The 12,182-nt window shown below is 69.4% G+C and carries 12 protein-coding genes; 9 read left to right on the forward strand and 3 right to left on the reverse strand.

What is annotated here, in order from left to right; genetic code table 11:
• The first annotated feature begins 22 nt into the window (after positions 1–22).
• The 4 genes from AC1RN0_RS14665 (at position 23) to AC1RN0_RS14680 (ending at position 4,779) form a co-directional block, all read left to right on the forward strand.
• The gene (locus tag AC1RN0_RS14665) at positions 23–1,561 is read left to right on the forward strand and encodes an acyl-CoA synthetase (RefSeq protein ID WP_492788196.1); all 1,539 of its coding nucleotides are present in this window, start codon (positions 23–25) and stop codon (positions 1,559–1,561) included.
• Positions 1,561–3,369: an acyclic terpene utilization AtuA family protein gene (locus AC1RN0_RS14670; protein ID WP_492788197.1), complete on the forward strand. Its 1,809-nt coding sequence runs from the start codon at positions 1,561–1,563 to the stop codon at positions 3,367–3,369. The genes AC1RN0_RS14665 and AC1RN0_RS14670 overlap by 1 nt, the downstream gene beginning before the upstream one ends.
• A gap of 99 nt (positions 3,370–3,468) precedes the next feature.
• Positions 3,469–4,260 (forward strand): SDR family NAD(P)-dependent oxidoreductase, encoded by a 792-nt coding sequence (locus AC1RN0_RS14675; RefSeq protein ID WP_492788198.1) that lies wholly within the window; start codon positions 3,469–3,471, stop codon positions 4,258–4,260.
• Positions 4,261–4,290: 30 nt separating this feature from the next.
• The gene (locus tag AC1RN0_RS14680) at positions 4,291–4,779 is read left to right on the forward strand and encodes an SRPBCC family protein (protein WP_492788199.1); all 489 of its coding nucleotides are present in this window, start codon (positions 4,291–4,293) and stop codon (positions 4,777–4,779) included.
• A gap of 4 nt (positions 4,780–4,783) precedes the next feature.
• Here AC1RN0_RS14680 and AC1RN0_RS14685 read toward each other — a convergent pair whose 3' ends face one another.
• Positions 4,784–5,563: a thioesterase family protein gene (locus AC1RN0_RS14685; RefSeq protein ID WP_492788200.1), complete on the reverse strand. Its 780-nt coding sequence runs from the start codon at positions 5,561–5,563 to the stop codon at positions 4,784–4,786.
• Between the two features lie 140 nt (positions 5,564–5,703).
• Between AC1RN0_RS14685 and AC1RN0_RS14690 the strand changes: the two genes are divergently transcribed.
• Positions 5,704–6,153: a MaoC family dehydratase gene (locus tag AC1RN0_RS14690; protein ID WP_492788201.1), complete on the forward strand. Its 450-nt coding sequence runs from the start codon at positions 5,704–5,706 to the stop codon at positions 6,151–6,153.
• Positions 6,154–6,315: 162 nt separating this feature from the next.
• On the opposite strand, the gene AC1RN0_RS14695 is transcribed toward AC1RN0_RS14690, so the two are convergent.
• Entirely contained in the window at positions 6,316–6,534 is a 219-nt protein-coding gene (locus tag AC1RN0_RS14695) for a CsbD family protein (RefSeq protein WP_492788202.1), read from the reverse strand.
• A 63-nt stretch (positions 6,535–6,597) separates the two neighbouring features.
• A complete protein-coding gene (locus tag AC1RN0_RS14700; protein ID WP_492788203.1) occupies positions 6,598–7,419 on the reverse strand; it encodes a trypsin-like serine peptidase in 822 nt (273 codons plus the stop codon).
• Between the two features lie 121 nt (positions 7,420–7,540).
• On the opposite strand from AC1RN0_RS14700, the gene AC1RN0_RS14705 reads away from it, so the two are divergent.
• The 4 genes from AC1RN0_RS14705 (at position 7,541) to AC1RN0_RS14720 (ending at position 12,081) form a co-directional block, all read left to right on the forward strand.
• On the forward strand, positions 7,541–9,712 hold the full coding sequence (locus AC1RN0_RS14705) for a S9 family peptidase (protein WP_492788204.1): 2,172 nt from the start codon (positions 7,541–7,543) through the stop codon (positions 9,710–9,712).
• A complete protein-coding gene (locus AC1RN0_RS14710) occupies positions 9,697–10,254 on the forward strand; it encodes a GNAT family N-acetyltransferase (protein WP_492788205.1) in 558 nt (185 codons plus the stop codon). Before AC1RN0_RS14705 ends, AC1RN0_RS14710 begins: the two co-directional genes overlap by 16 nt.
• A gap of 144 nt (positions 10,255–10,398) precedes the next feature.
• Positions 10,399–10,704, forward strand: coding sequence for a hypothetical protein (locus tag AC1RN0_RS14715; RefSeq protein ID WP_492788206.1), 306 nt, complete (start codon positions 10,399–10,401; stop codon positions 10,702–10,704).
• Positions 10,705–10,749: 45 nt separating this feature from the next.
• Entirely contained in the window at positions 10,750–12,081 is a 1,332-nt protein-coding gene (locus AC1RN0_RS14720) for a hypothetical protein (RefSeq protein WP_492788207.1), read from the forward strand.
• The last annotated feature ends 101 nt before the right edge of the window (positions 12,082–12,182 follow it).

Here is a 12,182-nt window from a genome sequence, read left to right on the forward strand (position 1 = left end):
CTCAAGTCGAAGCGTCTGAACCATGCACCCCTTCCTCCACGCCCAGTCCCACCCCGATCGCGCCGCCTACATCATGGCGGGCACCGGCGAGACGGTGACCTACAAGCAGCTGGACGAGCGCTCGAACCAGGGCGCGCACCTGTTCCGCTCGCTCGGCCTGCAGCCGGGCGATGTGATCGCCATCTTCATGGACAACAGCCCGCGCTACTTCGAGATCGCCTGGGCGGCCCAGCGGTCGGGGCTCTACTACACCTGCATCTCGTCGAAGCTGACCACCAGCGAGGTCGAGTACATCGTGCGCGACTGCGCCGCGAAGGTGTTCATCGCCTCCTCGACCGTCGGCCCCATCGCCGACGAGATGCCCGCCGTGATCGGCGATCTGAAGCTGTACATGACCGGCGACGCCCGGGCGCCCTACGAGAGCTTCGAGGCGGCGCGCGGCAAGATGCCGACGACGCCGATCGCCGACGAGACCGCCGGTTCGGACATGCTCTATTCGTCGGGCACGACCGGCCGCCCCAAGGGCGTCAAGCCGGCCCTGACCGGCCTGCCGATCGACGCGCCCAACGCCCTGCAGATGATGACCCAGGGCCTGTTCGGCTTCACCAACGACTGCGTCTACATCTCGCCGGCGCCGCTCTATCACGCCGCCCCGCTGCGCTGGTGCATGAGCGTGCACAAGCTCGGCGGCACCGTGATCGTGATGGAGAAGTTCGATCCGGAAACGATGCTGGCCCTGATCGAGAAGTACAAGGTGACCTGCGGCCAGTTCGTGCCGACCCACTTCGTGCGCCTGCTGAAGCTGCCCAAGGACGTGCGCGAGAAATACGACGTCTCGTCCCTGACCTCGGCCGTGCACGCCGCTGCGCCCTGCCCGGTGCCGGTCAAGGAACAGATGATCGACTGGTGGGGTCCGATCATCCACGAGTACTACGCCGGCACCGAGGGCAACGGCTTCTGCTACATCGGCTCGGCCGACTGGCTGAACCACAAGGGGTCGGTCGGCAAGGCCGTGCTGGGCGAGCTGCGCATCTGCGACGAGGAGGGCAATCCCCTGCCGCCGCGCACCGAAGGTCAGGTCTATTTCGAGAACGGCCCGCCGATCACCTATCACAATGACCCGGTGAAGACGGCCGAGAGCTACAACAAGCACGGCTGGACCAGCCTGGGCGACGTGGGCTGGGTCGACGAGGACGGGTTCCTGTACCTGACCGACCGCAAGAGCTTCATGATCATCTCCGGCGGGGTGAACATCTATCCGCAGGAGATCGAGAACCTGCTGATCGGCCACCCCAAGGTCGCCGACGTGGCCGTCATCGGCGCGCCCGACGAGGAGATGGGCGAGAAGGTCGTGGCCGTGATCCAGCCGGCCAACTGGGCCGACGCCGGCGAGGACCTGCGCGTCGAGCTGCTGGCCTACGCCAAGGCCAACCTCAGCCATGTGAAGTCGCCGCGCATGCTCGACTTCATGCAGGAACTGCCGCGCCACCCGACGGGCAAGCTCTACAAGCGCCTGATCCGCGACACCTACTGGGGCAAGTCGGACAGCAAGATCGTCTGATGGCGAAGATCGTCAGGATCGGCGGCGCCGGGGGCTTTCTCGGCGACTCGTCCGTGGCCGCCCCGCAGCTGCTGCGCGGGGGGAACCTCGACTACATGATCCTCGACTACCTGGCCGAGGCGACCATGTCGTCGCTGGGCCAGCTGCGCGCGGCGCGGCCCGACCAGGGCTACGCCCGCGACTTCACCGACTGGGTCTGGAAGGACAATCTGCGCGAGCTGAAGGCGCAGGGGGTCAGGATCATCACCAACGCCGGCGGACTCAATCCGCGCGCCTGTCGCGCGCGGATGGAAGAGCTGGCCGCCGCCGCCGGCCTGTCGTTCCGCATCGCCGTGATCGAGGGCGACGATCTGGCCGGACAGCTGCCCGACCTGGCCGCCCGCGGCCTGACGGAGATGTTCACCGAGGCGCCCTTCCCCGATCCTGGCAAGGTGTTCAGCGCCAACGCCTATTTCGGCGCCGGCCCGATCGCCGCCGCCCTGGCCGCCGGGGCCGAGATGGTCATCACCGGCCGGGTCGTCGACAGCGCCCTGACGCTGGGCCCGCTGATGCACGAGTTCGGCTGGACCGAGGCTGATCCTGACCTGCTGTCAGCCGGCTCGCTGGCCGGGCACGTCATCGAGTGCGGGGCCCAGGCCACCGGCGGCCTGTTCACCGACTGGGAAGATGTCCCCGACTGGGCGCACATCGGTTACCCGGTCATCGAATGCCACGCCAACGGCGACTTCATCGTCACCAAGCCGCCGGGCACCGGCGGCCTGGTCTCGCCCGCCGCGGTGGCCGAACAGATCCTCTACGAGGTCGGCGATCCGCAGGGCTACGCCCTGCCGGACGTGATCTGCGACTTCACGGACGTGCGGGTCGAGGCGGCCGGCGAGCAGCGGGTGCGGGTCACCGGCGCGAAGGGCTATCCGGCCAGCGGCCGGTACAAGGTCTGCGTCACCTGGGGCGACGGCTTCCGCTTCATCGGCGCCATGCCGGTGGTCGGCCGCGACGCCGCCCGCAAGGCGCAGCGCCAGGCGGACGCGGTGCTGGAACGGGTCGGCGAGATGCTGCGCGACCGCAACCTGCCGCCGCTGCGCGACCAGCGCGTCGAGATCCTCGGCGCCGAGGCCAGCTACGGGGCCAACGCCACGCCGCAGGCCCAGGCCGTCCGCGAGGTCGTCGCCCGCATCGGGGCTGAGCATGACGACGCCGCCGCGCTGGGCCTGATGATGCGGGAGTTCGCCTCCCCGACCACCTCGATGAGCGTCGGCACCACCGGCTGGTTCGGCGGCGCGCCGACCATCACGCCGGTGGCCCGGGTGTTCTCGATCCTGCTGCCGCGCGAGGACTTCCCGGCGACCGTGTCGATCGGCGACCAGACCCTGACCATCACGCCGACGGCCAGCGGCGGCCACGATCCCGCGACGGTCATCGCCCCGCCGCGTCCGGCCGATCCGGAACCGGAAGCCGACATGGTCACCGTGCCGCTGGTTGACCTGGCCTGGGCCCGGTCCGGCGACAAGGGCGACGCCTTCAACATCGGCGTCATCGCCCGCGACCCGGCCTTCCTGCCGTGGATCCGCGCGGGCCTGTCGGAGACGCGGATGCGGGCCTGGTTCGCCCACGAGTTCGAGGGCGCGGTGAATCCGAAGGTGGTGCGCTACGAACTGCCCGGCATGACCGCGCTGAACCTGCACTTCATCCAGGCGCTGGGCGGCGGGCAGTTCTCCAGCCTGCGGCTCGACCCGCTGGCCAAGGGCAAGGCGCAGCAGCTGCTGGACATCGGCATCGATGTGCCGAGGAGCCTCGCGCCCCGGCGCTGACGGCGGTCTGCAACGGCCGCTTGCCTGCCCCTGCGTCGCCGGCGCTCAAATGCGCCAACAGCCCGGCCACGGAAGGTCGGCGATCCTGGGAGAACAGCCATGAAACTCGACAGCAGCGTTTCCGCCGTGGTCACCGGCGGCGCGTCCGGTCTCGGCGCGGCGACGGTCAAGGCCCTGCGCGACCTCGGCGTGAAGGTCGCCATCTTCGACCTCAACCCCGAGACCGGGCAGAAGACGGCCGACGAGCTCGGCGCGCTGTTCTGCGAGGTTAACGTCATGGACGAGGCGTCGGTCGACGCCGGCTTCGCCAAGGCCCGCGCGGCCCACGGCCAGGAGCGCTACCTGGTCAACTGCGCCGGCGGCGGCCGGGGCGGCAAGACCATCGCCCGCGACAAGCAGACCGGCGAGATCAAGCCGTTCGTGGTGTCCGATTTCGAGTGGGTGCTGGGCCTCAATACGGTCGGCACCTTCCGCTGCATCGTCAAGAGCGCGGCCGGCATGGCGACGCTCGAGCCCGACGAGGACGGGGCCCGCGGGGCGATCGTCAACACCGGCTCGGTGGCGGCCGAGGACGGTCAGGTCGGCCAGGTCGCCTACGCGGCCTCGAAGGCGGCCATCAAGGGCATGACGCTGGTCATCGCCCGCGACCTGGCCAACGAGGGCATCCGCATCAACACCATCCTGCCGGGCATCATGGCCACGCCGCCGATGCTCGGGGTCAAGACCCGTGCGCCGGCGATCTTCGACAGCCTGTCGGCCTCCGTGCCGTTCCCGCGTCGCCTGGGCCATCCGGCCGAGTACGCCGACCTGGCCGTGACCATGCTGCGCAACGGCTACTTCAACGGCGAGACCGTCCGGCTGGACGGCGCCATCCGCATGCCGCCGCGCTAGGCGCGGCCGTTAAATCCAAGGATGAATAAAATGTCGAAACCCCTTCGCGCCCATACCGCCGTCGGAGAAGAGTATCTGGCCAAGGGGACCGTCGAGGTCCGGCACGCCTTCCCGTTCCCGCCGTCGGCGGTCTGGGCGGCGCTGCTGGACGGCGAGGCCTGGACCCAGTGGCTGCCGATCACCAAGGTCACCTGGACCAGCCCCAGGCCGTTCGCCGTCGGCACCACCCGCACCGTCGAGGTCGGACCCCAGGTGATCGAGGAGACCTTCTTCGCCTGGGACGAAGGCAAGCGCATGGCGTTCCGCTTCGAGCGCTCGTCGCTGCCGCTGTCGGCCGCCGTCGAGGACTACCGCGTCGTTCCGACCGCCGGCGGCTGCGAGCTGGTGTGGCTGGGCAAGGCCAGCGCGCCCTTCCCGCTCGGCTGGCTGATCTCGCGCCAGCTGGCCGGCGGTCTGAAGGCCGGGATGCCCAAGCTCGAGGCGCTGATCGCGTCGGATCCGAAGCGCTTCGGCCTGTAGGCCCTCAGCCGCGCCTCTCGATCAGCACGCTCTGGACCGCGCGGCCGAAATAGCCGTCGCGGTCCGCGAGCCGGGCGAAGGCCAGGGCCCCGCCGCTGTCGCCGACCCAGGTCTCGGCGTCGAGCAGGATCCAGCTGCCGACCGGGTTGCGGGCGAAGCTGACCGACAGGTCGGCGTTGATGTAGGTCCATTTCTCGAAGTCGAGCACCGACGAGACGCCGTTGCAGAAGTCGGCCGTCAGGGCCGCGCGGACCAGGGAGGAGGTCTCCTCGCCGTCGATCATCGGCCGGTCGGCGCGGAACCAGACCGCGGCGGGACCGGGCTTGCCCCATTCGCCGCGGGCGATTTTCGCCGACATGCCCGAGCCGAAGCCGTGGCTGGATCCGAAGCCCGGCGCGCGCGGCTCGTCTTCCGGCGGGGCCTCGAACGTCAGGGGGCGGAAGCCCTCGTGCGGCGGCAGGTCCTGCGGCTCGTCGCGCAGCTTGAGCACGCTGGCGCGGACGCACTCCTTGCCGGCCGCCAGCAGCCGGACCTGCAGCAGCTGGATCTTGCGCCCCTCGCGGATCACCTCGGTCTCGATGTCGAGCACGCCGACGGGCACCGGCCGCAGAAGGTCGACCGTCATGCGGGCCACGCGCATCGGCCGCTCGGCCGGAAAGCGCTCCGCCGCGCGGGCCACCAGGGCGCTGGGCGCGCCGCCGTGCTGCATCGTCGGGTCCCAGGGCCCGGCCGCGAACGGCGTCGCCGTGGCGCGCTCGCCCTCGACGCTGAATACGTAGTCCATCACCCCTCCAGGATCGCTCGCGGCCTCACATCGGGGTTTGCCGCTGCGGAAATCAACAGGGGGCGCCGTTGCGTCGCGGTTGAAACCGCCTGCGGCAAAGGGCATGGAAGTCCCAACATCTGTTTGAAGGGAACTGCGCCATGAAGGAAGTCGACTACAAGGATCTGGCGAGTCTGGTCGGTCAGGAGATCGGCGTCTCGGACTGGGTCCAGATCACCCAGGAACGCGTCAACCAGTTCGCCGAGGCGACCGGCGACCATCAGTGGATCCACGTCGACGTCGAGCGGGCGACCCGCGAGATGGGCGGCCCGATCGCCCACGGCTACCTGACCCTGTCGCTGATCCCGTTCCTCGGCGCCGGCCTGCTTAAGGTCAACGGCGTCACGCGCGGCATCAACTACGGCAGCGACAAGGTGCGCTTCACCAACATGGTCCGCGTCGGCAAGAAGGTGCGCATGCGCCAAAAGCTGCTGGCCGTTGAGCCCAAGGCCGGCGGCCTGCAGATGAAGAACGAGTGCACCATCGAGATCGAGGGCGAGGACCGTCCCGCCTGCGTCGCCGAGACCATCTCGGTCATCTACGGCGGATAGATCGCCAACCGGCCTGACCGAGGGGGCTTCAGCATCGCTGGCGGTGCCCCCTCCGTCTCGCCTTCGGCGATCCACCTCCCCCAGAGGGGGAGGATCCGGACAGCAGACACAGCAACGGCCGCGGATCGCTCCGCGGCCGTTTTCTGTTGGCCGAAGGGCCGACTATTCCTTGAAGGAACGGTCTTCCTTCATGCGCGCCTCGAAGGCGCTGATTTCCTGGTCGGCCTTGTCCTTGGCGTAGCCGTAGCGTTCCTGGATCTTGCCCGCGAGCTGGTCGCGCTTGCCGGCCACGACCGTCAGGTCGTCGTCGGTGAGCTTGCCCCACTGTTCCTTGACCTTGCCGGTCATCTCTTTCCACGAGCCTTCGATACGGTCCCACATGGCGATACTCCTTGCATTGGGGGGCGTCCGGGAACGCCGTGCAGGAGAAACCGCCGGGAGCCGTCAGGGTTCCGCCGCTTCTTCGGCGGAGGCGGCCTTGGAGCCGGCCGGCGGGGGCTCGGACCGGCGCTCCGCCGGCGGCGTGACACCGTCCAGCATGGCGATGGTCTCGCGGATGAAGCGGGCCTGGGTGACGATGCCGATCTCCAGCCGCTCGCCCGACAGCTCGACCTGCTGGGTCAGCATGCCGGCGATGAACTGGACCTCCTGCGCCTCGCCGGCGCCCGGCCGGCGGCGCGCGGCCTGGGCCATGAACACCGGCCCGCCCGAGTTGCCGGGGAACACGCTGAAATCGAGCAGGAAGGTCGGGAAGGCCGTCGAGGGCGACAGCGGGTAGGACGCCACGCGACCAGAGCGCAGGATCGGGAAGCCCGCCTGGTTGGCCGCAAGACCGCGCGGGAAGCCCAGCGCCATCATCTCGTCGCCCGGCCCGAGGGCGTACTTGTCGAAGGTCTCGTCCTGGCCCAGCCAGGCCAGCGGAATGGCGGCGCGGGCGAACTCCGGCGGCGCCTCGATGACGATGGCCGCGACGTCGCGGGTCGGATGCCGGGTCCACAGCGGCTTGCCGCCGTCGCGGATGGTCAGGGGTTCGGGATCATAGCGCCAGCCGCCGTCGGACAACTGCACGCGGTAGCCGATCTTCGCCGAGGCGATCGGCATGCGGTCGAACACGTGGCCGGCCGTGACCAGAACGACCCGGGGCTTGCCCTCCGGAGTCGGGGCGTTGACCAGGAAGGCCGTGCCGACGGTCCGGGTGCCGTCGCCGAGCGGCTGTTCGAGCTGAACCGTCGCCTTGATCAGGTCAACCGAAAGGTCCCAGGCCATTGACGCCCCCGCCGGTACGCTTACTTCGGGCCGTTCGCGCCCGTCTCAAACACCGCGTGCATTTGACCAGAACCACGCCCGCGCACAAGCTGGCGTCCTGCCGCACCCGGAGTGTTGATTCATGAACCGGCGAAACCTCCTGGCCGCGTCCGCGGCCGCCGCACTATCCAGCATCGTCACCACCCGGAGCGCCATGTCCGCCGTCGCCAAGCCCGTCCCGCCCGTCGCCCGCAAGATCCCCAAACGCACCGAACAGCTCGGCCGGGTGCGCGTCGACGACTACGCCTGGATGAAGGACGACAACTGGCAGAAGGTCCTGCGCGATCCGACGCTGATCAAGGCCGACGTCAAGGAGCACCTGACCGCCGAGAACGCCTACACCAAGGCCATGCTGGCCTCGACCGAGCCGCTGCAGGCCACGCTGTTCGAGGAAATGAAGGGTCGCATCAAGGAAGACGACGCCTCGGTCCCCGATGCCGACGGACCGTGGGAGTACTACACCCGCTTTGAAACGGGCGCGCAGCACCCGATCCACGCCCGGCGGCCAAAGGGCAAGACCACCGGCGAGGTGATCCTGCTCGACGAGGAGGCGGAGTCGAAGGGCAAGGCCTTCTACCAGGTCGGCTCGGCCAGCCACACCGACAACCACGCCCTGTACGGCTGGGCCGTCGATGAGCAGGGCTCGGAGGTCTACCGCATCCATGTGCGCGACATCGCCACCGGCAAGATGGTCGGCGAGCCGGTCGAGAGCGTCTCGGACTTCGTCTTCTCGCCGGACTCGAAGTGGATCTTCTGGACCCTGCGCGACGACAACGGCCGCCCGGCGAAGATCTATCGCCGGCCCGTCGGCGGCGGGGCCAGGGACGACGTGCTGGTCTACGACGAGCCGGACGAGGGCTTCTTCATCGGCGCGGGCGTGACCCAGTCGCGGCAGTGGATCGTCATCGGCTGCGGCAACCAGGAAACCAGCGAGGCCTGGCTGATCCCGGCGTCGGACCCGACCGCGAAGCCGAAGCTGGTCGAACCGCGCCAGGTCGGCGTGCGGTACGATGTCGATCACTGGAACGACCACTTCGTGATCCGCACCAACGCCGACGGGGCCGTCGACTTCAAGCTGGTCACCGCGCCGATGGACAAGCCCGGCAAGGCCTCGTGGGTCGACTGGGTGCCGCACCATCCGGGCACTCTGATCCTCGGCACCGCCGCCTTCCGCGACCACTTCGTGCGACTGGAGAAGGTCGACGCGGTCAACCGCATCGTTATCACCGCCAAGGGCGGCGCCGAGCACGAGGTCGGCTTCGATGAAGCGGCCTACGCCCTCGGCCTCGACGGCGGCTACGAATACGCCACGACGACCCTGCGCTTCACCTACACCTCGATGACCACGCCGCGGCAGTGGATCGACTACGACATGGCGACCCGCGAGCGGACGCTGCGCAAGACCCAGGAGATTCCGTCCGGCCACAATCCGGCGGACTACGAGACCCGCCGGCTGAACGCGAAGGCCGCCGACGGGGCCGAGGTGCCGATCTTCGTGCTGATGAAGAAGGGCACGAAGCTGGACGGCTCCGCGCCGCTGCTGCTGTACGGTTACGGCAGCTATGGCATCTCGCAGGAGCCGACCTTCTCGATCCGCAACCTGAGCCTGGTGAACCGGGGCTGGATCTGGGCCACGGCCTGCCCGCGCGGCGGGGCCGAGAAGGGCTGGAGCTGGTTCCTCGACGGCAAGAAGTTCAGGAAGAAGAACACCTTCACCGACTTCATCGCCTGCGCCGAGCACCTGCACGCCGCCGGCTATGGCAAGCCCGACCGGACGGTGGCCTACGGCGGCTCGGCCGGCGGCCTGCTGATGGGGGCGATCACCAACATGCGGCCGGACCTGTGGGCCGGGATCATCGCGGCCGTGCCGTTCGTCGACGTGATCAACACCATGAGCGACACCAGCCTGCCGCTGACGCCGCCGGAATGGCCCGAGTGGGGCAACCCGATCGAGGACCCCGAAGCCTACGACTACATGTACAGCTACAGCCCCTACGACCAGGTGGCCGCGAAGCCTTATCCGGCCGTGCTGGCGACCGGCGGGCTGTCCGACCCGCGGGTGACCTACTGGGAGCCCGAGAAGTGGACCGCCAAGCTGCGGGACATGACCACCAGCGGCAATCCCGTGCTGCTCAAGATCAACATGGACGCCGGCCACGGCGGCGCCTCGGGGCGGTTCGAGTTCCTCAAGGAGATCGCCCTCGACTACGCGTTCGCCATCTGGGCGGTGGACCGGGGATGGACAAAGGCTTGATCCTGCGCGCAGCGACGGCGGGCGACGCGGAGGCCCTGGCGGCCATCTACGGCGACGCCTGCCTGCACGGGACCGGCACCTTCGAGGAGGTCCCGCCCGGCGCTGCGGCCATGGCCGAGCGGCTGGCCGCGATCCAGGCCAGGGGGCTGCCCTACTACGTGGCCGAGCTGGACGGGCGGGTCGCGGGCTATGCCTACGCCTCGCCGTTCCGGCCGCGCACGGGCTACCGCTACACCGCCGAGGACAGCGTCTATATCGCCCCCTGGGCCAAGGGCAGGGGTCTGGGCAAGGCGCTGCTGACGCCGGTGATCGCCGACTGCGCGCGGCTGGGCCTGCGGCAGATGATGGCGGTGATCGGCGGATCGGAGAACGCGCCGTCCATCGCCCTCCACCGCTCGCTGGGCTTCGACCTCAAGGGGGTGATGACCGGCGTCGGCTTCAAGTTCGGCCGGTGGATGGACATCGTGATGATGATGAAGCCGCTGAACGGTGGGACGGCGACCCTTCCGGAGGGACCAGGGCTCCCGCTGGGCGGGGGGTAAAATGCGTGGTTCGAGACGCTCGGCTGATGCCTCGCTCCTCACCATGACGGGCATAGGTGTTCGTCATCCTGAGGAGCGATCCCTCAGGATCGCGTCTCGAAGGACGCATTGCCATCGCCACGCCTCCTCCCTACGTTCCGCGCCATGCAGGCGCTGCGCACCCTGATGATGGTCCTGATCGCGACACTGTTCGTCGCGGGCGGGACCGCGCGCGCGCTGCCGATGCCGGCCGGGCAGCCGCCCTGTCACGAAGCCCCATCCGACCATCGCAAGTCGATGCCCGTGCAGGCGGCCATGACCTGCTGTGTCGGCTGTCTGCCCGCGCCGGTGGACAGCGGCCCCCTGCCCGGCGTCCTGCCGGCGCAGCGCCCGGTCTACCCGGTCCTCGAGACCCGTCTGGACGGCCGCGATCCCGCGCCCGAGCCCGGACCGCCCCGTCTTCCCGTCTGAACCCTCGAACTCCCGCATTCGTTCTTCAGACAGAAGGAGGGTCCGATGACCCCCAATACCCGTACGCGCCTGTTCGGCGCCACCGTCCTCGCCACGAGCCTGATGCTCGCCCCCGCCGCGTTCGCGCAGGACCACGCCATGCACGATATGCCGGGCATGGCGACCCCCGCGCCTGCCAAGCCCGTCCCGGCTGACGCCGACATGGCGCCCATGGATGACATGGCCGGCATGGGCGGCATGATCAGTCCGCTGGGCCCCTACAGCGCCAACCGCGACGCCGGCGGCACGGCCTGGCAGCCCGACGCCACCCCGCACGGGGGCGTCCACCTGATGAGCGGCGACTGGATGGTCATGGTCCATGGCGAGTTCAATCTCGTCGCCAGCGACCAGTCCGGCCCCCGGGGCGACAGCCGGTCGTTCGCCGCCGGCATGCTGATGGGCATGGCCCAGCGCGATCTCGGCCCCGGCACGCTGCAGATAAAGGCCATGGTCAGCCCCGACCCGCTGATGGGGCCCGAGGGCTACCCGCTGCTGCTGGCCACCGGAGAGACGGCCGACGGCAAGACCCACCTCGTCGATCGCCAGCACCCGCACGACCTCTTCATGGAGCTGTCGGCCAGCTACAGCCTGCCGGTCGGCGAGAAGGGCAGCCTGTTCGTCTACGGCGGCCTGCCCGGCGAGCCGGCGTTCGGGCCGCCGGCCTTCATGCACCGCACGGCGGGCATGGACAGCCCCGAGGCGCCGATCAGCCACCACTGGTTCGACTCGACCCACGTCACCTTCGGCGTGGTCACCGGCGGCTTCACCTGGGACCGCTGGAAGGTCGAGGCCTCCGCCTTCCGCGGCCGCGAGCCGGACCAGAACCGCTGGGACATCGAGACCGGCGACCTCGACTCACGCTCGGCGCGGATCAGCTTCAACCCGACGGACAACTGGTCGCTGCAGGCGAGCTGGGCCGACATCACCAGTCCCGAGGCGCTCGAGCCGCTGGTCGACGAGAAGCGGGTGTCGCTGAGCGCCCTCTATGGCCGGGCTTTCGGCAGCGCCGGCTTCGTCTCGGCCACCGGCGGCTGGGCGCGCAAGGACAAGGACGGCGAGACGCTTGACGCCTGGCTGTTCGAAAGCGCCATCCAGTTCAACGACGCCTGGACCGTGTTCGCCCGCGCCGAGCAGGTCGACCAGGCCGAGCTGGCCCCGGGGAACATCTACACCGTGCGCAAGGTGTCGCTCGGCGCGATCCACGACTGGCGGCTGAGCGACGACATCAAGCTGGGCGTCGGGGCGCTGATCAACGGCTTCGACATCCCCTCGCCCCTGTCCGCAAGCTATGGCGACACCGGCGGCGGTATGGCGTTTGTCCGGCTGAAGATCGGCTAGCGGCGAGGATCCTGTTCCGCTCATCCCGGCGAAGGCCGGGACCCAGATGGCGGACGCGCTGTTGGCCCGTCAACTCCGCGCCCGTTGATCTGGGCCCCGGC

The organism is Caulobacter sp. GW821-FHT12F03 (genome assembly GCF_058806855.1).

What these genes read in the sequence shown, in the direction of transcription:
- AC1RN0_RS14665 (WP_492788196.1), top strand. Translation starts at nt 23, where the DNA reads ATGCACCCCTTCCTCCACGCCCAGTCCCACCCCGATCGCGCCGCCTAC.
- AC1RN0_RS14670 (WP_492788197.1), top strand. Translation starts at nt 1,561, where the DNA reads ATGGCGAAGATCGTCAGGATCGGCGGCGCCGGGGGCTTTCTCGGCGAC.
- AC1RN0_RS14675 (WP_492788198.1), top strand. Translation starts at nt 3,469, where the DNA reads ATGAAACTCGACAGCAGCGTTTCCGCCGTGGTCACCGGCGGCGCGTCC.
- AC1RN0_RS14680 (WP_492788199.1), top strand. Translation starts at nt 4,291, where the DNA reads ATGTCGAAACCCCTTCGCGCCCATACCGCCGTCGGAGAAGAGTATCTG.
- AC1RN0_RS14685 (WP_492788200.1), bottom strand. Translation starts at nt 5,563, where the DNA reads ATGGACTACGTATTCAGCGTCGAGGGCGAGCGCGCCACGGCGACGCCG.
- AC1RN0_RS14690 (WP_492788201.1), top strand. Translation starts at nt 5,704, where the DNA reads ATGAAGGAAGTCGACTACAAGGATCTGGCGAGTCTGGTCGGTCAGGAG.
- AC1RN0_RS14695 (WP_492788202.1), bottom strand. Translation starts at nt 6,534, where the DNA reads ATGTGGGACCGTATCGAAGGCTCGTGGAAAGAGATGACCGGCAAGGTC.
- AC1RN0_RS14700 (WP_492788203.1), bottom strand. Translation starts at nt 7,419, where the DNA reads ATGGCCTGGGACCTTTCGGTTGACCTGATCAAGGCGACGGTTCAGCTC.
- AC1RN0_RS14705 (WP_492788204.1), top strand. Translation starts at nt 7,541, where the DNA reads ATGAACCGGCGAAACCTCCTGGCCGCGTCCGCGGCCGCCGCACTATCC.
- AC1RN0_RS14710 (WP_492788205.1), top strand. Translation starts at nt 9,697, where the DNA reads ATGGACAAAGGCTTGATCCTGCGCGCAGCGACGGCGGGCGACGCGGAG.
- AC1RN0_RS14715 (WP_492788206.1), top strand. Translation starts at nt 10,399, where the DNA reads ATGCAGGCGCTGCGCACCCTGATGATGGTCCTGATCGCGACACTGTTC.
- AC1RN0_RS14720 (WP_492788207.1), top strand. Translation starts at nt 10,750, where the DNA reads ATGACCCCCAATACCCGTACGCGCCTGTTCGGCGCCACCGTCCTCGCC.